The 19,256-nt window shown below is 66.6% G+C and carries 18 protein-coding genes; 16 read left to right on the top strand and 2 right to left on the bottom strand.

The window, feature by feature from the left end:
* The 10 genes from DW299_RS08535 to DW299_RS08580 form a co-directional block, all read left to right on the top strand.
* Positions 1–2,865: phage tail protein (locus DW299_RS08535; RefSeq protein ID WP_136036332.1), on the top strand; the 2,865-nt coding region annotated here is incomplete at its 5' end.
* A gap of 178 nt (positions 2,866–3,043) precedes the next feature.
* Entirely contained in the window at positions 3,044–3,634 is a 591-nt protein-coding gene (locus DW299_RS08540) for a hypothetical protein (RefSeq protein WP_136036333.1), read from the top strand.
* Positions 3,635–3,649: 15 nt separating this feature from the next.
* On the top strand, positions 3,650–4,717 hold the full coding sequence (locus DW299_RS08545) for a hypothetical protein (protein WP_136036334.1): 1,068 nt from the start codon (positions 3,650–3,652) through the stop codon (positions 4,715–4,717).
* Positions 4,717–5,691 carry a hypothetical protein gene (locus tag DW299_RS08550; protein ID WP_136036335.1) on the top strand — a complete coding sequence of 325 codons (975 nt, stop codon included), beginning with the start codon at positions 4,717–4,719 and terminating at the stop codon, positions 5,689–5,691. Before DW299_RS08545 ends, DW299_RS08550 begins: the two co-directional genes overlap by 1 nt.
* Before the next feature lie 2 nt (positions 5,692–5,693).
* Positions 5,694–6,500, top strand: a complete 807-nt coding sequence (locus DW299_RS08555; protein WP_136029221.1) for a M15 family metallopeptidase domain-containing protein — start codon at positions 5,694–5,696, stop codon at positions 6,498–6,500.
* 30 nt (positions 6,501–6,530) lie between these two features.
* The gene (locus DW299_RS08560; RefSeq protein ID WP_136029223.1) at positions 6,531–6,896 is read left to right on the top strand and encodes a hypothetical protein; all 366 of its coding nucleotides are present in this window, start codon (positions 6,531–6,533) and stop codon (positions 6,894–6,896) included.
* 2 nt (positions 6,897–6,898) lie between these two features.
* Complete coding sequence (locus tag DW299_RS08565; RefSeq protein ID WP_136036336.1) at positions 6,899–7,477, top strand: collagen-like domain-containing protein; 579 nt, start codon at positions 6,899–6,901, stop codon at positions 7,475–7,477.
* On the top strand, positions 7,474–8,019 hold the full coding sequence (locus DW299_RS18970) for a holin (RefSeq protein WP_168442777.1): 546 nt from the start codon (positions 7,474–7,476) through the stop codon (positions 8,017–8,019). The genes DW299_RS08565 and DW299_RS18970 overlap by 4 nt, the downstream gene beginning before the upstream one ends.
* Positions 8,019–8,480: a hypothetical protein gene (locus DW299_RS08575; protein ID WP_136029227.1), complete on the top strand. Its 462-nt coding sequence runs from the start codon at positions 8,019–8,021 to the stop codon at positions 8,478–8,480. Before DW299_RS18970 ends, DW299_RS08575 begins: the two co-directional genes overlap by 1 nt.
* A 1-nt stretch (position 8,481) precedes the next feature.
* Positions 8,482–10,656 (top strand): hypothetical protein, encoded by a 2,175-nt coding sequence (locus DW299_RS08580; protein ID WP_136036337.1) that lies wholly within the window; start codon positions 8,482–8,484, stop codon positions 10,654–10,656.
* 38 nt (positions 10,657–10,694) lie between these two features.
* Here the strand turns inward: DW299_RS08580 and DW299_RS18975 are convergent, their stop codons facing one another.
* Entirely contained in the window at positions 10,695–10,868 is a 174-nt protein-coding gene (locus tag DW299_RS18975; RefSeq protein ID WP_168443100.1) for a hypothetical protein, read from the bottom strand.
* 42 nt (positions 10,869–10,910) lie between these two features.
* Here DW299_RS18975 and DW299_RS08585 point away from each other — a divergent pair, with 42 nt between their 5' ends.
* From DW299_RS08585 to DW299_RS08600, 3 genes are all read left to right on the top strand, one after another.
* Positions 10,911–12,173, top strand: coding sequence for a hypothetical protein (locus DW299_RS08585; RefSeq protein WP_136036338.1), 1,263 nt, complete (start codon positions 10,911–10,913; stop codon positions 12,171–12,173).
* A gap of 598 nt (positions 12,174–12,771) precedes the next feature.
* Positions 12,772–13,278, top strand: coding sequence for a hypothetical protein (locus DW299_RS08595; RefSeq protein ID WP_136029235.1), 507 nt, complete (start codon positions 12,772–12,774; stop codon positions 13,276–13,278).
* A gap of 24 nt (positions 13,279–13,302) precedes the next feature.
* A complete protein-coding gene (locus tag DW299_RS08600; protein WP_136029237.1) occupies positions 13,303–14,403 on the top strand; it encodes a fatty acid desaturase family protein in 1,101 nt (366 codons plus the stop codon).
* A 162-nt stretch (positions 14,404–14,565) separates the two neighbouring features.
* Here DW299_RS08600 and DW299_RS08605 read toward each other — a convergent pair whose 3' ends face one another.
* Positions 14,566–14,823, bottom strand: a complete 258-nt coding sequence (locus DW299_RS08605; protein ID WP_136029239.1) for a hypothetical protein — start codon at positions 14,821–14,823, stop codon at positions 14,566–14,568.
* Between the two features lie 242 nt (positions 14,824–15,065).
* Here DW299_RS08605 and DW299_RS18980 point away from each other — a divergent pair, with 242 nt between their 5' ends.
* The 3 genes from DW299_RS18980 to DW299_RS08625 all read left to right on the top strand — a co-directional run bounded on the left by DW299_RS18980 (position 15,066) and on the right by DW299_RS08625 (position 19,256).
* Positions 15,066–15,236, top strand: a complete 171-nt coding sequence (locus DW299_RS18980) for a DUF5419 family protein (protein WP_168387267.1) — start codon at positions 15,066–15,068, stop codon at positions 15,234–15,236.
* 1,338 nt (positions 15,237–16,574) lie between these two features.
* Positions 16,575–16,793 carry a hypothetical protein gene (locus tag DW299_RS08620; protein ID WP_136036341.1) on the top strand — a complete coding sequence of 73 codons (219 nt, stop codon included), beginning with the start codon at positions 16,575–16,577 and terminating at the stop codon, positions 16,791–16,793.
* A gap of 570 nt (positions 16,794–17,363) precedes the next feature.
* Positions 17,364–19,256 (top strand): site-specific DNA-methyltransferase, encoded by a 1,893-nt coding sequence (locus DW299_RS08625; RefSeq protein WP_136036342.1) that lies wholly within the window; start codon positions 17,364–17,366, stop codon positions 19,254–19,256.

Raw genomic sequence — 19,256 nt, forward strand, 5'->3', positions numbered from 1 at the left:
CAGGTCGCCGCCCGCGCCGCCACGGCGCAGCTCGCCGACACGGCGGGGCGCTCATCGACCTCGCTGCTCGGCATGGTGCAGAACCTCCGTGCCGGCTGGACGGACGCCCGTGCGGCACAGTCCGCATTCACCGGCATCGCCGGGTCCATCGGCGGCGTGCTGCGCGCCGTGTCCGACATGTCCGGCCTGACTCGGCTGGGCACCATCGCCCGGGCGGCCGCGGCGCAGGCGTCGCGCGCGTTCGCGTCGCTGGCCACGCAGGTCGGCGGACGCCTGGCCGCCGGACTGTCGAAGTCGTTGCGGTCGGTCGGCTCGACCGTGCGCGGCGCGCTCAGCCCGCTCACCGGGTACGTCTCCGCGCAGGCGACGCTCCTGGCGTCGCCGTTCGTGAAGCTCGGCTCCCGGGTCGCGTCGTGGATGAGCCCGGTCACCACCCAGGTGCGGGGCGCGTTCGCGAAGATCGCCGCCGTCGGCGGCCCGGCCGCTCAGCGCCTGGTCAGCAGCTTCGTCTCCGGTCTGCCTCGGGTGGGGTCGGCTGCGGCCTCCGCGTTCCAGGGCGTCGTCTCCGCTGCAGGCCGCGCGGCTTCCGCCGCGGGTGGTGCTCTCGGCCGCGGCATCCAGACAGCCGCCACCGGCGCGGTCTCCGCCGCCGCGATCGGCATCGGTGTCGCGTTCGGGAAGGGCTTCAGCCGCCTCACCGCGATCGACACCGCGCGCGCGAAGCTGACCGGACTCGGGAACGACGCCGAGTCCGTGAAGACCATCATGGGCGACGCGATGTCGTCAGTGCGCGGCACGAGCTTCGGGCTCGGCGAGGCGGCCACCGTGGCCGCCGCCGCAGTCGCGGCGAACATCAAGCCCGGCGAGCAGCTGCAGTCCCACCTCAAGAACATCGCGAACAACGCCTCCGCGGCGGGGCTCTCGATGGAAGAGATGGGGTCGATCTTCAACCGTGCCGCCACCCAGGCGAACGGTGTCCAGAACGACGTCATCAGCCAGCTCGCCGACCGCGGCATCCCGATCTATCAGGCTCTCGCGGACCAGCTCGGCGTCACCGCCGGCGAAGTGTTCGACATGGCCTCCCGTGGCGAGATCGACTTCGAAACGTTCTCGCGTGCGGCCGAAGCTGCTGCGGGCACCGTGGCCGCGGAGATGGGCAAGACCGTCCCGGGCGCGGCGAAGAACTTCCTCGCCGCGATGGGCCGCATCGGCGCGAACGCGCTCGAGCCCGTCTACTCCAAGATCGGGCCGCTGATCGCAGCGGCGACGTCCGCGCTCGGTCCCATCGAGGAGCGGGCCACGGCGTTCGGTGCCGTGCTGGTGCGCGTCGTCGGCCCCGCGATGGACTGGCTCACCGGCCTGTTCACCAAGATCGGGGAGGGCGCATCCCTCGCCGGTGCCGGACTGGGCGGGCTGACCGGTGTGCTCGCGCCGCTGGGCGCCGCGTTCGCGGCACTCGGGGCCGGGGGACTGGCCGGGGTCCTGTCCCGGCTGCCTCTGGTCGGGTCGATGCTCGGCGGGCTCACCGGCCCGCTGGCAGCCCTCGGTGGTCCCCTCGGGATCGTCGCGGCCGCGTTCGCGGGGCTCGCGCTGTCCGGCGGGGACTTCGCCGGGCTCGCGTCCGGGATCACCGGGATCGTCGACCAGATCGTCGCGGCCCTTCCCGGGCTGATCGACCAGGTCGTCTCGGTCGTGCCGTCGATCGTTGGCGGTCTGGTCGCGGCGATCCCGCAGCTGCTCACGGCGGCCGGGTCGATCGTGCAGAGCCTCATCGCCGGGATCGTCCAGGCGGTGCCCCTGCTGGTGCAGGGCGCGGTCGCGCTCGTGTCCGGGCTGATCGATGCGATCGTGTCGAACCTTCCGGCGATCATCGACGGCGCGATCTCCGTGGTGGGCGCTCTCGTCGAGGGCCTCATCAGCGCGCTGCCGGTCCTGGTCGAAGGTGCGCTGCAGCTGGTCGGTGGTCTGCTCACCGCGATCGTGGCCGCACTCCCGCAGATCATCGAAGGCGGCGTGCAGCTGCTCATGGCGCTCGTCATGGGCCTCGTGCAGTCGCTCCCGGTCCTGCTGCAGGCCGTGATCGACCTGGTCGCGGGCGTGACCCAGATGATCATCGACAACCTGCCGATGATCATCGAGGCCGGCATCCAGCTGCTGATGTCGCTGATCACCGGGCTGATCGACGCGCTCCCGATGCTGATCGACGCCGCGATCACCCTGATCGTCCAGCTGGTCTCGAACCTGCTGACGCAGCTGCCGCGACTGATCGAGGCGGGCATCACCCTCGTCGTCGCGATCATCACCGGGCTGATCGAAGCGATTCCGCAGATCATCGCGATGATCCCGCAGATCATCGAAGCGATCTGGAACGGCCTCGCCGAAGTCGACTGGCTCGACCTCGGAGCGCAGATTATCCAGGGCATCATCGACGGCTTCTTCAGCATGGTGGGATCTCTTGGCGACGCGGTCGGCGACATCGTCGACACGATCACCGACTTCTTCCCGCACTCGCCCGCCAAGCGCGGCCCCCTGTCGGGGTCGGGGTGGCGGCGGCTGAAGGAGTCCGGCCGTGCGACCCTCGACCAGTTCAACGCGGGAGCGAAGGACGGGGCGGGGGACTTCGGGGCGACGCTGGTCGACGTCGCGAAGGACGCCTCGGCCAAGGCGCAGCGGGCGATGACGACCGTCACCGCCACCGTCGCCGCGAACCCGCGACCGGATGGCGCGCCGAACGGTTCGCTGCGAAGTGGGACGTCCGACGCGCCGGTGGTGCAACAGACGAACAACTTCGCGCACCTGGACCCGGAGGTCGCTTCGCAGATGACGAAGAACGACCTGATGGCGACGTTGAGGGGGCTGCTGTGATGCACGATCTGCGGATCCGATCCGGTGGCCTCCTCATCGAAAGCGCACCCTGCACGGCATCCCGCCCGCGGGGGGCTTCTACGTCACCAAGGACGGCTTCGAGGGGTGGGAGGATTCGACCGAGCCGCGCTCGGAGTCGATCGCCCGCCCCTCGGAGCACGGCGACTTCGACTTCGAGGTGCTGCAGTCCGCGCGCGTCGTATCCGTCGAGGGCGTCATCCTCGCCCCGACCGGCCCCGACCGGGTGCGCCGAGGAAACCAGCTGCGCTGGCTCGGCGCGACCGGCGACGCATTCCAGGTCGAGGTCGACCTCTACGGGGAGACCACCTGGGCGAACGCGCGGCGGGGGATGACCCGGGTGAAGCCCGCCGGGATCCGGGAGGGGTTCCACTGCGCGACGTTCACCTGGCAGTTCGTCTGCCGCGACCCGCGCCGCTTCGGCGCGGTCCAGTCCTTTCCCGCCGGGGTGCCCGCAACCCACTTCGGCAACTTCCCCGCCTGGCCGACGTTCACGGTCACCGGCACCGCCCCCGGCGGGTACACGATCAACGGGCCCGGCGGGCGCCGCATCGTCGTCACCCGCGCGCTGACGGCAGCGCAACCGCACGTCATCGACACCGCCACCGGCGGGCTGCTCATCAACGGGGTACGTGTCGAAGGCGGCATCACCGTGTGGGAGCCGTGGACGATCGCGCCCGGCGTGACGGCGTTCGCCCACACGATCAGCGCCGGCGCGCTGCGCGTCGATGTCCGGGACACATTCGTCTGACGCCTGGAGGTGCCCATGCAGCACGCCGTTCTCGCCTGCCACGGCATCACCGGGGACGTGCTGGACCGGCTGCCGGTCACCGCGTTCACGTACGACCGGCTGCTGTCCGCCCGCGGCGACGGGTCCGCGACGATCCCGCTCGCCTCCCCGTGGCGCGACCTCGACTTCCGCGGACTGACCCGCCCGTGGGAGCGGATGCTCGCGCTCGTGCGCGGGGGACGAGTCGCCTACGCCGGGTACATCACCGGCCGGGAGTACGACTTCGGGTCGCCGCTGCTGCACGTGCAGCTCGGCGACCTGTGGGCGTTGCTGGAGAAGCGCCTCGCCGTCGACCACTCCATCAACGGCGTCGAGAAGTGGCAGGTCACGATCACCGCGTCGCTCGCCACCCACGCGAACGTCGCCCTGATCTGGGCGCGAGACAGCTACACCGGCACGCCCAGCGCGATGTTCCCCGTCACCATCCCCGGCCACGCCGACGCACCCGCCGTCACCCGCACCTACTACGGCTACCACCTGCAGACGGTGGCGGACATGTTCGCCGAGCTCGTCGCGGAAGGCCTGGAGATCTACCTCGAGCCGCGACTGAGCGAGCAGGGGAAGGTCTACTGGTACGTACGCGCCGGCATCGGCTGGACGAGCGGCCTGAGCCGAGACATCTACGTCTCCACCCCGACGTCACCCGTGACCGCGCTGAAGTGGCGCGAGGACGCCGCCCGGGTCACCAACAACGCCATCCGCGTGGGCGAGGGGTCCGAGCAGGACATGCTCACCCGATCCAACGTCAACCCGTCCTCACCGCTCCCGCTGCTCGAGCGGGTCACCGCATCGAAGACCGTGGCGGACAGTGTCCAGCTGCAAGCGCTCACCCTCCAGGACCTCAAGACGTTCGGCTCGCCGACCGAGCAGTGGGACGTCACCGTGACCGCCGACACCCAGATCGACATCGGCGACACAGCGCGCATGCACGTCGACCGCGACTGGTGGATCCCCAGCGGATGGCACTCGCGGCAGGCCGTCCGGATCTCCGGTGACCTGTCCGAGCAGATGCGCGTCGCGTTCCAGCCGACCGGAGGTGCCTGATGGTCGACCACCTCGACCTCAAGATGAGCTACGCCCAGCTCGTCCGCCTGATCAAGGATCAGACCACCGCGCTCATCCAGCGCTCCGGCATCGGCAGCGCCGGCCTCCGCGTGCACAGCGGCGGGTTCATCACCATCGAGAACGGCGGCCTGAACGTCGACGGCATCGCAACTGTCGCGGGCAAGCTCACCGGCAGCGGCACCTTCGACTGGTGGGGTCCCTCGATCCTGCGAGGCGAGGTCAACGTCACCGGCGACCTCTACACCTCCGGGCAGATGGGCATCGCCGGGCTACTGACCGTGGCCGGCGCGACGACGCTGAACGGCGCCGTCACGATGAACAACGACCTCACCCTCGGCACCGGTCGCGTCCTGGCCGGCCCGCTGCGGATCGACCGCGCGGGCGGCTACGGCGGCCGCGTGTACTCGTCGAGCATCCTCGTGCTGGAAGCAGCGAACGCCGTGCTCATCCCGAACGACGTCGACATCCGCGGAATCCTCCTCACCGACGGCCTCGACGTGGACGGGCCGAAGAACTTCCGGATCGACCACCCCACGAAGCCCGGCTACTGGCTGCGCCACGGCTCGACCGAATCACCGGTCTCCGGCACCGAGTACACCGGCACGGCCACCATCGGGCCGGACGGGTCCGTCGAAGTCGAGCTGCCGGACTACTTCGAGGCGCTGAACAAGCCCGACGGCCGGACTGTGCACGTCACCGCGGTCGGGCGGCCCTTCCTCGTGGGTGCCGACAAGCCCCGTGACGGGAAGGTCACGATCTACGGCGACCCGGGCCGCGACGTCGACTGGATTGTGAAGGCCGAACGCGAAGGGGCCGACTTCCCCCTCGAGGAGAAGATCCCGACCGAGCCGGAGCCCGAGGCGGAACCCGAGCGGACGCAGGAGCCCGAGGGTCCCGCGGATGAGCCCGCATCGATCTGGGAGCTTCCCGGCGTGCGGGCAGGAGAGGAGTAGCCATGGGTGGACTCGTCATCGAAACCGTACGCCCCGGGGTGCAGTTCGTCCCGGTCGCGGCCGCCGCGTTCCGCCGAGCCAACGCGCAGGTGCGGGCCGAGTTCGGGCGCGACATCGACTCGAACTCCACGTATCGGTCCTGGTCGGACCAGATGCTCATGTTCACGAACTGGAACCGGTACGTCGCCTCCGGTCGGCTGCCGGCGCTGTACCCGGGGCACAGCAAGGCCGTGCATCCGTCGGAGTCGTTCCACGTCAGCGGGCTCGCGCTCGACTCCGACGACTGGAAGATCCCGCGGATCGTCGCGATCCTCGCCGAGCACGGCTTCATTCGTACCCGCCTGCACGTGCCCGGTGAGGACCACCACTTCGAGTACGTCCAGAAGCGCGACCGCCACTTCGGCGAACCGATCCCCACCGGCAGCGCGACCGCGCCCGCCACCACCGCACGACCCGAGTCCGAGGAGGACGAGATGCCCGATTCCATGTTCGCGATCGTCGACGGCGTGCCGTCCTGGTGCTGGCTCAACTGGGGCACCGGCGCTCTCATCGCCGTGCACACCCAGGCCGAGGCCGACTGGATCGGCTCCTACATGGGGTCGATCCGGCAGGATCTCCGGTTCGCTCGCGTCAACGGCGCGCAGGTCACGGATGGCGGCACCGAGCTCTACAAGAACAAGCTCGCCATGTTCGGGCTGCTCTGCCCGAAGCCGACCATCCAGCGGGGCGGCTTGTCCGACGGGGACTTCACACGCCTCGAAGCGATGATCACCGCCGGCGTCAAGGACGCGCTGACCGGCGTCGCCTGATGCGCCCGCGCGTAGCCGGGGGAGGTGCGCATGGCTGAGGAGCTCCCACCGTCCCTGTTCAACATCCTGCGCAGCGACCTCCGGGATACGCGCACCGAGATCAACGGACGCCTCGACGGGCTCTCGCGCGACATGGTCACCGCCTCGATGCTCGCGCAAGTCCAGGCGAACCAGAAGGAGCGCGACGACCGGCAGGACGCGCGACTCCGCGACCTCGAAGAGGCCGACACCGAACGTGAGAAGGAAGCGCGCCGCATCGCGGAGGAGCAGCGGAAGACCCGCGCGCAGCAGATGTTCTCCATCGGCCTCGCCGGATTCGGTGCCCTGCTCTCCGTCATCGGCGGAATCGTCCTCTGGACCGTGACGACCGGTCTGCAACAGATCGCAGGAGGTTGAGCATGTTCTCGACGAAGATGTGGACCGTCGGCTACAAGGTCATGGGCGCGCTGATCGTCGTGCTCGTGCTCGGTGCGATCGTCCTGGTCTCGCTGAACAACGCGCAGCAGCGCGCCGAGAACCAGGACATGTACGCCGACCTGCAGGCGTCGCAGGCCAACGCGCAGAGCCTTTACGAGCAGCTGCTCGCTGAGGGCGTCGAGCCGGAGGGCGAAGCGCCCGCCGAGGTCGTCCCCGGACCCGCAGGAGATCCCGGCCCGCGCGGACCGTCTGGCCCTGCAGGCGATGACGGCCAGCCCGGCGCGGCAGGGCTCCCAGGTGCACCCGGCGCGAAGGGTGACACCGGCGACCCCGGACCGCAGGGCACACCGGGAGCCACCGGCCCCAAGGGCGACACGGGCCCCGCTGGGCCTCCCGGCGCCACCGGCGCGACCGGCCCCACCGGACCCGCAGGTCCGCTCTGCTCCGACGGGTCCACGGCCGTAACCGGCTGGATCACCATGGCCGGCACCGAGCTCGGCCCGTTCACCCCGACGCAGGCGACCGTCTGCGTCCACCCAACGACAGGAGTCACCCCATGAGCAAGCTCACCGACCGCACCTGGTGGAAGGCAGCGCTGCTGCGCGCTCTCTACACGGCCATCGCGATCGTCCTCCCGTACCTCGGCGGCGCGCTGCTCGCCGATGTCCCGTGGATCACCGCGGCATCCGCGGCCGCCCTCGGCTTCCTCGCCTCGCTCGCGACGTCCCTCGCCGGACTCCCCGAGACGCAGGGCACGAACCTGCCCTGGTGGCTCGCCGCCGTCGAGCGCGTCGTCAAGACCTTCGCCCAGGCCCTCGCCGCCGGATTCCTCGGCGCGACACTGCTCTCCGACGTCCCCTGGTCGACCGTGGTCCAGGCCGCACTCATCGCCGCGCTCACCTCGCTGCTGCGCCTCGTGCTCGCCACGCTTCCGCAGGACCCGACGATGCAGCCCTCCGACGGCATCACGATCCGCGGCCCGCTTCGTCTCTCGGGGACAGCGATCGTTGTCGACCAGGTGAACCACTTCGACACCACGGACCCGCGCGAGGCGGCAGAGCTCACGTCCACGCAGCTGCGTCGAGACCTCAAGGGGGAGTGATGGCCGTCGTCACCTTCACGCTGACCGACTTCGGACTGGAGACGCTCACCGACAAGTCGCCGCGCGTCATCTTCACGCCGTCGTCGGCTGGCGTGAAGGGGGCGCAGCTGTTCCCGACGACCCCGATCGTCACGATCCCCGACGCCGCCGGCAACGGGTCCGTCACGCTCGAGGCGACCGACGGGGTCGTGCCGACCGTCTGGTATTCGGTGTCGATCGAGCACCTGCAGCCCGGCGGTGAGTACACGCACTACGACGTGCTCGGCTATCGGCTGTTCGTGCCCGAGCAGGGCGGGCCGATCGGTTCGCTCCCGGGTGCACCCCTGTCGCCGCAGAGCGTCCTCGTGTCCCTCGATCCGCCCCCGCCCGGATACAAGGGCTGGTGGCTGTATTCCCCCGCGCAGGGGCAGGAGATGCCCCTCGACGACCCCCTCATCGGGGAGCTAAGGCTGGTGAGCTGACATGGCCGACATCATCCCCATCACGAACCTCCGCGGGCCCGCCGCACGCATCGTCGGGATGACGAAGGAAGTCCTCCCTCCGGGCGTCGAGCCGGACGTGGAGATGACCGGGCCGGACCAGGGTCGGGAGTTCCACTTCAAGCTGGCGCAGCCGGACTCGGTCGCTCAGACCGGGATCATCGAGAACGGCGATCTGATCGTCACGTTCGAGTCCGGGAAGGTGGCGAACGCGGGGCGGGCCCGCGGCGCTGACGGTCTCAGCGGCACGGATGGCGTGCCGACGGACGAGGCGATCGGCACCGCGATCGGCACTGCAGGCACCAGCGCGTCGAAGACCGCTGTGCGCGAGGTCGCGGGCATCATCGACGGCCTCGTCGCCGATGACGTCACCGACAACCGCGCACGAATCCAGGCATGCCTCGACAAGGGCGGTAGCTGGGTGCTCCCCGCGACCCCAGGGCGCTACCTGGTGAACGGGGCGCTCGAGCTCGCAATCCCGGGCACATCGCTCGACGCTTCTGGCGCTCCGATCCGGCAAGGCGTGGACGGCCAGGCGCTGTTCAACGTCACCGCCTCCGACGTGACGATCAATGGGGTCGACGCGATCGGTGACCTCGACTCGCTCGACATCACGGGCATGAACGCCGCGTGGGAGATGTCGATCATCGCGTCGCGGTGGACCGTGATCAACGCGTACACGGGCGCGCACCGCCTCTCGATCCCGTGGGTCCGGGGGCGGGGCTTCGACTCCGTCGTGCGCGTCACCAGCTGGGACCGGACCGCCGGCGCGATCGGCAACCGGGTGAAGGACGTGTCGATCGGGACGCTCCTGTGCGAGAACGTCGAGTTCGGTCTGGTCGCGCACGGCACCGAGCGGCTGTCCTACCAGGAGATCAAGGGAAGCTACTGCTGCCCGGTGGCCGGCCCGCGGCCGCCGCACCTGGTGTACTTCTCGGGGAGCAACGGCGAGAACATCGACGCGTCATGCGGAAGCGCGATCGCATCCGGCTTCGAGGGTGGCGTCGTCCCGGGGCAGGCGTTCCAGTTCAAGGGCATGCGCGGTGGCCACGTCGCGTCGCTCCTCGCCCAGGGATGCCCGGGCGTGCTCAACGTCATGGACTCAACCGACTTCGCGATCGACTTCGTCTCGTCGCTCGGCGACACCTGCGTCGACCCGTACGGATCGATCGCGCTCTCGCAGACGACCACCCTGAGCAATGTCCGCATCGCGCGGGCTGTGGTACGCATGGTCTCCGACGGGATCCCCTTCCGCCTCACGTCGGGGGCGGACTGCCGGTTCGGCGAGTTCGACTTCGAGGTGAAGCACACCACCGCCGGCACCCTGCACGACGTGAGCCTCGCTGGCGTCCGCAACTCGATCGAGTCGGTGCGAGTGCAGAACATCGGGGCGAAGGCATGGCGGGGTCTCGCGCTCTGGTCTGGTGCCGGCCACCGGGTCGGGCGCATCGTCCTCGAGGCGATGCGCATCGGCGTGGAGGTGCGCGGTACGGCCACCGGCGCGAACATCGCGTACGACCCGGCGACCGTCACACTGCATCCGACCGACGGGCTCGCGAAGATCATGGTCGCTCCTGGCGCCGCGCCGACCCTCGTGCTCCCCAGCACACCCTCGGCCGCGTCGCGGGTGCGCGTGATCGACGACTTCACCATCGCTCCGGAGACGTTGAGCGGGCTCGGCCCTGGCTGGACCACACAGCTCGGTACCTGGGCGGTTGACTACGCGTCGGGTGAAGCAGGCGAGACCGCCGGCACGGCGCAATCGAACGCGTATCGGGACGCCGGCGTGGCGAACGTGTCGCTCGAGGTCGACGTGAAGCTCCGGGGCCTGCCTGGGGTGATCGCGCGCCGCATCTCCGCCACGGAGTACCTGGTGGTCTACCTGAGCACCACGGCCGTCACGATCGCCAAGCGCGACGGCACGCTCACCACCCTCGCGACCCAGGCCGGCATGTACCAGCAGGACCGCTGGTATCGGCTTCGGGTGGACGTCTTCGGAGCGGTCGTGAACGTTGCGGTCAACGACCTCCCGATCCTGTCCCACACGCTCGCGGGCGGCGATGAGACGAAGTTCGGCACCTCCACGATGCACGGCTTGTTCTCGTCAGCCTCGGCGGGCGCGTCGAAGTTCAAGCGGTTCCAGGTGTCGCGCATCTGAACCGGAATGACCCCCACTTGCCTTCGGGCGGGTGGGGGTCATTCGTCGTTGGACCAGGATTCGCGCAGATCCGCGCGCCTCGTCCATGCGATCCAGGCGCCACCAGCGATCATCGCGATACCCACGAGTCGGGCCGCCCAGTGATCCACGATCCCGGCCACGGCGAGACCGACCAGCATCATCCCGAGGGCGAGGACCACGCTGAACTTCATGCGACGAGAGTACCGGAATGCCAGCGCACTAGTGTGGCCTCTATGCGCGTTCAGCCCCCAACGCCGAGACGGATCGTCGGCGACCCCACGCGCATGCGGGTCGAGCGCTTCCCTGTGACGATCCTGCTCGGCATCCAGCTCGCCGCCATGGTCGTCATCCCGGCCGCTGTGAAGGGCACGGAGCCCCTCGGTCTGATCGCCGGAATCTGTGCTGTCGCCGTGGTCGTTGCGCTGTACATCGAACTGATGATGCAGCCCATCAAGATGCCGAACTCCACGGCCCGCCCCGTCGCAACCCGAGCCGCGTTCACGGTACTGACGGTGGGGATCATCGCGACGGTGGTGTCGTCGATCGGTGGGCGTGGCTCCTACGCGGTGCAGATCGGCGTCGCGACAGAGTCGCCAATCGTCTCGATCGCTGCGCCGTTCACCCTCTGGGTGCTGTTCGGTGTTTCTCTCATCCTCTGGCTGTTCCGTCAGGGCCAGGTGAGCCGAAAGGCGGCGCTCTGGGTGTGCGCCATCGTCGCCGTCGTATGCCTGGTGGAGGGGCTCGCGCGGGCCATCCTGGGGCAGTCGGCTGCGCTGATCTTGACCGTGCTGATCCTTGCGATGTACGCGAAACTGATCCGCCTTCGCACCCTCGTCATCGTGCTCGCGGCGATCCCGATCCTGTGGCCGCCGATATACGACTTCCGTGACTCGCTACGACGCGCGGCCGTATCGGGGCCCGGCGCCGTGAGCGCTGACGCACCGCTCGAACGGCTCCAGCTCGACACGCAGATGGCGCTCGTCGGTCGGCTTGTTCCGCGCCCAGCCGGACTCGAAGTGCTCGATATGCCCACGCTTGTTCGTATCGGTCTGATCCCTGGCTTCCTCGATTCAGATCGGCCCGCGCTCAACACCGGATCGCAGATGAGCGTCGCGCTCGGCGGTGCACCCACGAGCTCGCAGTCCGCAACGATGCTCGGCAACGTGTACATCTTCGAGGGCTGGGTGGGCATCGTCGTGTTCGTCATCCTGCTCACCCTGGTGATGGGCTTCCTCTTGCGACGCGACAACCCGTGGGCGCTGACCGGTATCGGTCTGGTCTACTCCTACGGGATCTCGTTCAACGCGTCCTACCCGGATGTCATCCCGCGCATGCTCCAGGCGATGATCTCGCTCGCGATCGCCTACATTCTGGTGCGTGCGCTGTCAGGACCCAAGGCGCGCGCGGCCTCGGACGCGCGCGTGGTTCAGCGAGCTGAAGTTCGAGACGCTGCTCGGGCCAGGACCGCGCCCGGTGCTCGTCGCTTGCACCGATGACGTCCCGGGCATCAAATTACCCCCTGCGTAGAGGCCCGGGACGGGAGTCATCGTCTGTGCCGAAGTTCCCCAGAACATCGTCGCCCCAGCGTTGCAACAGATGGTGCTCCTTGTGAGCACGGGGGCTGTGCTCACGCGAATAACTCTAGTCGCGCGAGTAATTCGATTCTGGGTGGTTGCCGAGAGCTCGGTTCCGCGCGTGGCAGCGGTTGAAGTGTGGCCTTCGAACGGGCGTTGGAAGGCTGCTCTCGTCCGTGACGAGTCGCGCGACGGGTCAGGGCTCGGATCGCGTCTTGTGGCTGCGATTCCGTACGAAGCCGAAGATGAGCGTCCCGAGGAACAGGATGATTCCGATGATGGCTAGCCAAAGGAGCCCCTTGATGGCGAAGCCGACAACCGCCAAGACGGCCCACACGATGAGCAAGATAACGAGGACTGTCCACATGTCGCTCACGCTACGCGCATCGACTCGGGATAGATATGCCAACTTCGGTGAGTTGCCTCGCAGTTGGAACACCCACGCGGTGACGATTCGTGCCCTCGCCGGTCGGCGCTTGAAGCTGTGAGCACGCACATCTTCGGGGCGTAACGTTTGAAGATGAACGCACAATTGAAGAACGTAGAACCGCTGGGGCTCAAAGCGGTCATGCTCAGCTCGCTTCCGGCGACGCTCATGACGGATGATGCCCCGGACCGCTACACCGTTGAAGCGGTGTTCACGCGTCAGGCCGATCGCGACGAAGTCGCCGCGATCCACGGGGTGCCGATGCGCGACTTTCTTTCCGCCCGTGGATATCCGACGGTGGAGTTGAAGGTCTCAGATCGCCGACTGGAGATCGCCAACACCAATCTGCCTGAGTTGCGAGACGGCCTTGCCGCAGTCATCGCGGAACAGTTGGTAGAAATCAACCGGCGCCTCGTCGCGGAACGACTCGTGTCCGCACTGGGGCTCGAGAAGGCTTCGGCGCGCGAGCATGAACGAGTCGCGCTCGTCGCATCGCTCGCCGAGTCCGTGGTGTTCGCCGCGGGAGCCCACACCGCGTACAGCGACGACGCATCCCGGGCGAGCGACTGGGAAGAGGAGGGTGGGGCCCCCCTAAGTTAGGGGCTCCACCGCTGGGAGGTCATCATGGGTGACACCGCTTCGGTCATCCGAACTCGCCCGCGTGACCGTGCCGCGAGTTCGTTCACGGCTCTCGCGCAGCAGGTGCGTGACGCTGGTCTGCTCCGCCGACGATACGGGTACTACTGGACCAAGTTGGTTGGGGCCCCTCTTGCGGTCGCGCTGGGTCTCTTTCTCTTTGTGTGGTTGGGAGACACCTGGTGGCAGTTGTTTGTGGCCGCAGGATTCGCGGTCCTTTTCACTCAGATCGCGTTCCTAGGTCATGACGCGGCGCACCGGCAGATCTTCGTCTCAGGCCGGTGGAACGACTGGGTGAGTCTCATCCTTGGTGACTTGCTTGTGGGCATGAGCTATGGATGGTGGCAGCACAAGCACACCAGGCACCACGGCAATCCGAACAAGCTCGGTGTCGACCCGGACATCGAGCTTCCGGTCATCGCTGTCACTGACGAGAGTGCCAAGAAGTACCAGCGTGGGCCGTTGCGGTGGCTGCGCGCACATCAAGGGTGGTTCTTCTTTCCGATCCTTCTTCTGGAGGGAGTTTCCCTTCACGCGTCTGGAGTCCGTCGGGTGTTCGCTCGAGGGCACCTGGATCGTCGATGGGTGGAGATCGTGTTCCTCGGGGTCCGTATCGGTGGCTACCTGGTCGTTGTCTTCTTGGTTCTTTCGCCAGGGATCGCTTTCACATTCCTCGCCGTGCAACTCGGGCTCTTCGGCTTCTACATGGGCGTATCGTTCGCGCCGAATCACAAGGGCATGCCGGTGGTGCCACGCGATCTGAGGCTCGACTTTCTTCGTCGCCAGGTGATGATGAGCAGGAACGTTCGTGGTAGCAGGCTGCTCGATGTTGCGATGGGGGGATTGAACTATCAGATCGAGCATCATCTTTTCCCCTCCATGCCACGCCCTCATCTCCGCCGCGCAGCGCCCATCATCGAGGACTACTGTCGCGCACAAGGCGTGCCCTACACCGGGGTAAGCCTGTTTCGGTCATACGCCATCGTTGTCGCGTACATCAACCGGGTTGGGTTGGGCGAAAGGGATGCTTTCGCCTGCCCGCTCGTCGAGGCGAGAGCCTCGATCGGATCAACTGCTTACGTCGCGTGAGGTGTGGGTTATGGGCTGATCCGATTGCGCGTAGTGTTGCAAGCAGAGCGCAGCTCGGGACTCTGGGGAGAACCCTTGTGAAGGCTCCGGTTGAGGGGCTCTTGCCCCGCGGTTGCGATTCGCCCGCCGCGCGAGAGCCCTTCTCCTGTGAGGCGGATCGAACTACAGGTTCCAGTCCGCCCAGTCGTCGGGCAATAGTCCCATCGCTGCGGCTTGAGCGGTCGGATCGACGCAGACCGTGACCCTGGTGTGGGCGCCGATGAGTACGCTGACTAGGCTGCCTGCGGTGGCGAAGGTAACGAACGCGGCGGTGTCGCTGTGGGCGGCGGCCTCGATGCGATCCATGAGAGCCACCACGTCGCTACCCGGTGGAAGCGGGTAGGTCTCGTCGTCGAACGTAATCGTCGTGCTCTGCGTCATGATCACCTCGATGTTGGTGCGCGCTGGCCGCCCGCCCCTTGAAGGCTAGCTGCGTGGTCACAGGTGCGACCGGGGGTTGCACTCCGGGATCGATCGTGCGCGGTATTGCTCCCACCTGGTGGGTTGCCTCGTGACTAGGGATAGCGGTCGCGTCGACGGGATCGGAGCGATGGGCGGCTGCGGAAGTCCCTGGCAGCCGCCGTGTCCTCCGCCCGAGCATCCAGACGCGGTAGGTTCCCAGCATGAGTGAGCGGAGCCGATGGCGGGAATGGATGGCCGCGACCGATGACGAGCTGCACCGGCTGACCGGGTTGCGGTCCGACCGGCTCGTGCGTTGGGACTATCTGGGGGCCTTCGAACGTGGTCTGAGCCCGAGGGAGGCTGCCAGTCGCGCGGCGGCTGAGGCGGAGTGAGCGGATTGATGCTGACGCGCCGACCGGAATGGACGGGGCACGACTGAACTCACCCTGGTGAGACGCTTCGAAGGCGCTTCAGCTCCACCGCGGCGCGACGCACAATGGGTCCTAGAGTGGCCTGGCGCAGCCCTTGGCGGGGTGGTCGCTCGACTCGCGCCCCCTCCCTGTCCCCCGGGGAGGGGGCTCCTGCGGTTCTGATCCTGGGGTGGTGATCGCGCACTGCTCGCCAGCGATCGCGGCCGCTGTCGATCCCGTGCTGCTGAGAGGATGCGAGCATGAAGAGTCCGGCGAATGTGGGCGCCGCAGAGCCTTCCGATGCCGCACGGCGCCGTTCCTGCGACATCGCAGTTCGCATCTTGGAGAACCTGGCGGAGCGTGACGCTCGCCTCGAGGCAGGCTCTACGGCAGCGGTGACAATCGAGGGGGAGGAGTGTATGGCTCGCGCGACCCATCTAGGCTGACAGGCACGCGGTCGGAGAAATCGCTGACGCCTTCCGCCCAGTCGCTCACCTCCTCGGCGATGTACACCACGGTTCGCGGCGTCGGCTTGAGGAAACGTGGACCGGCGCCGCGGAACCTGAGATCGCGTACTCGCCAAAGCGGAAGCTTCGGCACGAGGACGCTGAGCGACGACTCGCTCACGTAGGTTCGCCGCCGCAGCGTGGCAAGATCGGCGTCGGCGTAGACGTATCGGCGATCTGGGCTCGGAGGAGTGCGGTACCCGGCGGCGGGACCCAGCACCCAGTCCGTGGCGACAGTAGCTTCCAGCCAGCGTCGAAAGAGGAGCTCGTCGAAGAGTGTCTGCCCATCCGTCAATGTCCATACCGGAGGGCCAAGACCTGCAGGGGAGCGCAGAAGCGCCAAGAGACGCGCGGGCGTTAGCCCCGGCACTACCGTCCCGGCTTCCCCTAGAGTCAGCCACGTCGTTTGATGCGAAGGGCGCGTTGTCATGCCGGCGAGTCTAGGGCGACCCTCGCAGCGGTAGCCTCCGGTATGGCGTCGCGCCAGTCTTGCTTCGATCATCCGAGTATGGACGTCTCACATTCGTCTCACATGGCGAAGTTCGCGGGTGTCCCTCTCTGTCTGTTGATGTCGGCTACCGTTTGGAGAAAAACCCTGATCACAAGGGTATAAACGGGTCTATGTCCGTGAGAGTCGGTACGTGTCGTATCGTGTTTTGTCGACAAGGGGTCGCAGGTTCAAATCCTGTCAGCCCGACCAGAAAGCCCCGGAAAATCAATGATTTTCCGGGGTTTCGTCGTTTCTGCAGGGCGACAAATCGGCGCATGTCACCGCTAGTGTCACCGCTAGAAACAGGGAACCCTGCGTGCCGTCGTGATCGCACACGCCACCATCGTCCACCACGTGTACGCAGACCGCGGCGATCTGCTGCCGCTGTGCGGCGTCATCCCCGGTCCCGGCGATCCTGGTCTGGGGGAGGCCCACCTCTGGCACACCGGTCACGGCCCGATGATGCTGCGCGCGCATTACGACATCGGTGACAGCTGCTGCACCCCCTGCCTCGAGTACGCGGTCGAACAGTCGCGTCCGTAGGAGATGACAGGATCGGAAGCATGCAGATCGAGAATGACGCTCCGCGACCTCGAGTTCTCGCGATCAAACTGACAGACGCCGAAATCGAGGCGCTTCGTACTGCCGTGGGGACCTTTCAACGACCGAGAGCATGCATGACGTTCACGTCGACGAGCACGACGTGCTGATCCATGTGAACGCCGATTTCTCTGACGCGGCTGGCTTGTTCTCGCGGCGGATCGCTTTTGCAGGTCCCACCGAGACGAAGCAACCACGCTTTGCGGTTGCATCGGGTTCCGGTTCGTCGAGCCACACGCCACCGACGCGGGCTCGCACGCAGTCTAAGCCAGCCCACTCGCTCGAACTGACAGAGTGCGCGACCCAATCCGGTCTCGCCGCGCTCCTTCGGAGAAGCTGCTGGCCTGCCGAGCAAGCCACCTATGCGGGTTTCCCGTCGGACAACGCGGCCGCGCACGATTCCACCTCAGAGATCAGACGATTCCCCTTCCAATAGGATGAGTGACGCCGTTGTCACGCTCGAGTAGCTGTGGGCTCGGTCAAGCACAGTACGTCCGAGCAGGGAGAACGCTGATGATCAGAGACGCTCACGAGGCGAACGAATCCGTCGCTCCGAATGACTTCGAGATTGCGCGCCTCCGCGCCGCGCTGCCGGAGTACTTCGACAAGGATGGCGGCTTCATGGTCGATCGTCTCCAAGACGCGCTACGCGCCGGCGACGTGAACCTGACCCGCGAAGGTTACGAGCTCAAGTTCCTCGGCAAGTCGTACGCCAAGTATCTAACGTCGACGCGAACCGAAACCGTCGTCGTGCCGGATCTTGCACACAATGCGGAGGAAGGGAACGCCGCGTCAGAGAACCTCTACATCGTCGGCGACAACCTTGACGCTCTGAAACACCTCGTTGGTTCGTATAGCGGTCAAGTGAAGTGCATCTACATTGACCCTCCGTACAACACCGGCTCGGACGGTTTCGTCTATGTCGATGACTTCCGGTTCACTGCGAAGCAGCTCGTCGAGAAGATCGGTCTGAGTGACGATGAGGCAAACAGGATCATCGATCTACAGGGCAAGTCGTCGCACTCGGCATGGCTGACCTTCATGTACCCGCGCCTTGAACTTGCGAAGCTGCTGCTCGCGGATGACGGGATCATCTTCATCAGCATCGATGACAACGAGCAGGCGAACTTGAAGGCGCTATGCGATGAAGTTTTCGGTGAGCAGAACGCGATTGCGAACTTGGTCTGGAAAAGCAAGTCAGGCGGAGCGAACGACTCCGGTCAGATCGCGGTTGATCACGAGTATGTGGTCGCCTACGCGCGAAATGCCGAAGCCGCTGGCCTCGGGATGGACCCGCTTGCATCTGCCACGACGTCCTACAACCGCTCTGATGAGAACGGGCGCTACTCGCTCGAGCGCCTCGACAAGCAAAACCTTACCTACTCGGAGTCGATGGACTACGTGCTCGTTGATCCGGACGGTGCGGAGTACCATCTTGAGCACAAGGATCCGGAGAGCCCCAACGCCATTTGGCGATGGTCGAAGGACACCGTGGCGGAACGAATGTCAGAGATCGTGTTCGAGAACGGCCGCGCCTACACGAAAAATTATGAGAAGGACGCCGGCAAGCCGCGGTCCCTGCTTATCGACGATCGGTTCGGTCGTTCCCGCACGGGCAGCACCGACATGGCGACCTTGTTCGGCGGGAAGACCTTTTTCAAGAATCCCAAGCCGGTCAAACTCATTTCACATCTGATCCGCATCTCGACGCGTCCGGATTCGCTGGTACTGGATTTCTTCTCAGGTTCGGCGACTACTGGCGAGGCTGTGGCTGCTGTCAATGCTGAGGACGGAGGATCACGCCGCGCGATTCTGGTCCAGCTCCATGAACCGGTCGTTCCTTCCTCGAACCGTTATTCGAAGGCCGCGTTTGCTGCCGGCTACAAATACATCGACGAGATCGGTCGTGCCAGGATTGCCAAGGCCGCGGCAAAGATCAAGGCGGACACTGGTGCCGACATCGATTACGGCTTCCGCCTCTTCCGCTTGGAAGAGCCGAGCGAACGAACCCTGGATGAGCTGCAGTCGTTCGATCCGAGCGCGAACGACGCGTTATTCAGTGGTGATTTCGTATCAAAGTTCGAGCTCAACAAAACCCCCGGCGACCAGGTCGCGCTTTCGACTTGGTTGCTTCACGACGGCTTCGGACTGACCCCCGAGGTGCAGAACGTCAAACTCGACCAGTACGAGCTCCGCCTGTGCGGAGACTCCGGCTACGTCATCCAGCCCGGCCTGACCAGCGCGGACCTCCTCGCCCTTGTGACCAAGATTGAAAAGGGTGAGCTTGACCTGAACAGGCTTGTCGTCTTCGGATACTCAGTGACGTTCTCAGTGATGCACGAGCTGAAACAGAACCTGAAGTCGCTCAAGTCAGGGCGCACGGTCTCCGTGATTGAACGGTTCTGA

The sequence above is a fragment of the Microbacterium sp. K35 genome, from assembly GCF_004794375.1.
In the GTDB taxonomy this organism is placed as follows: domain Bacteria; phylum Actinomycetota; class Actinomycetes; order Actinomycetales; family Microbacteriaceae; genus Microbacterium; species Microbacterium sufflavum.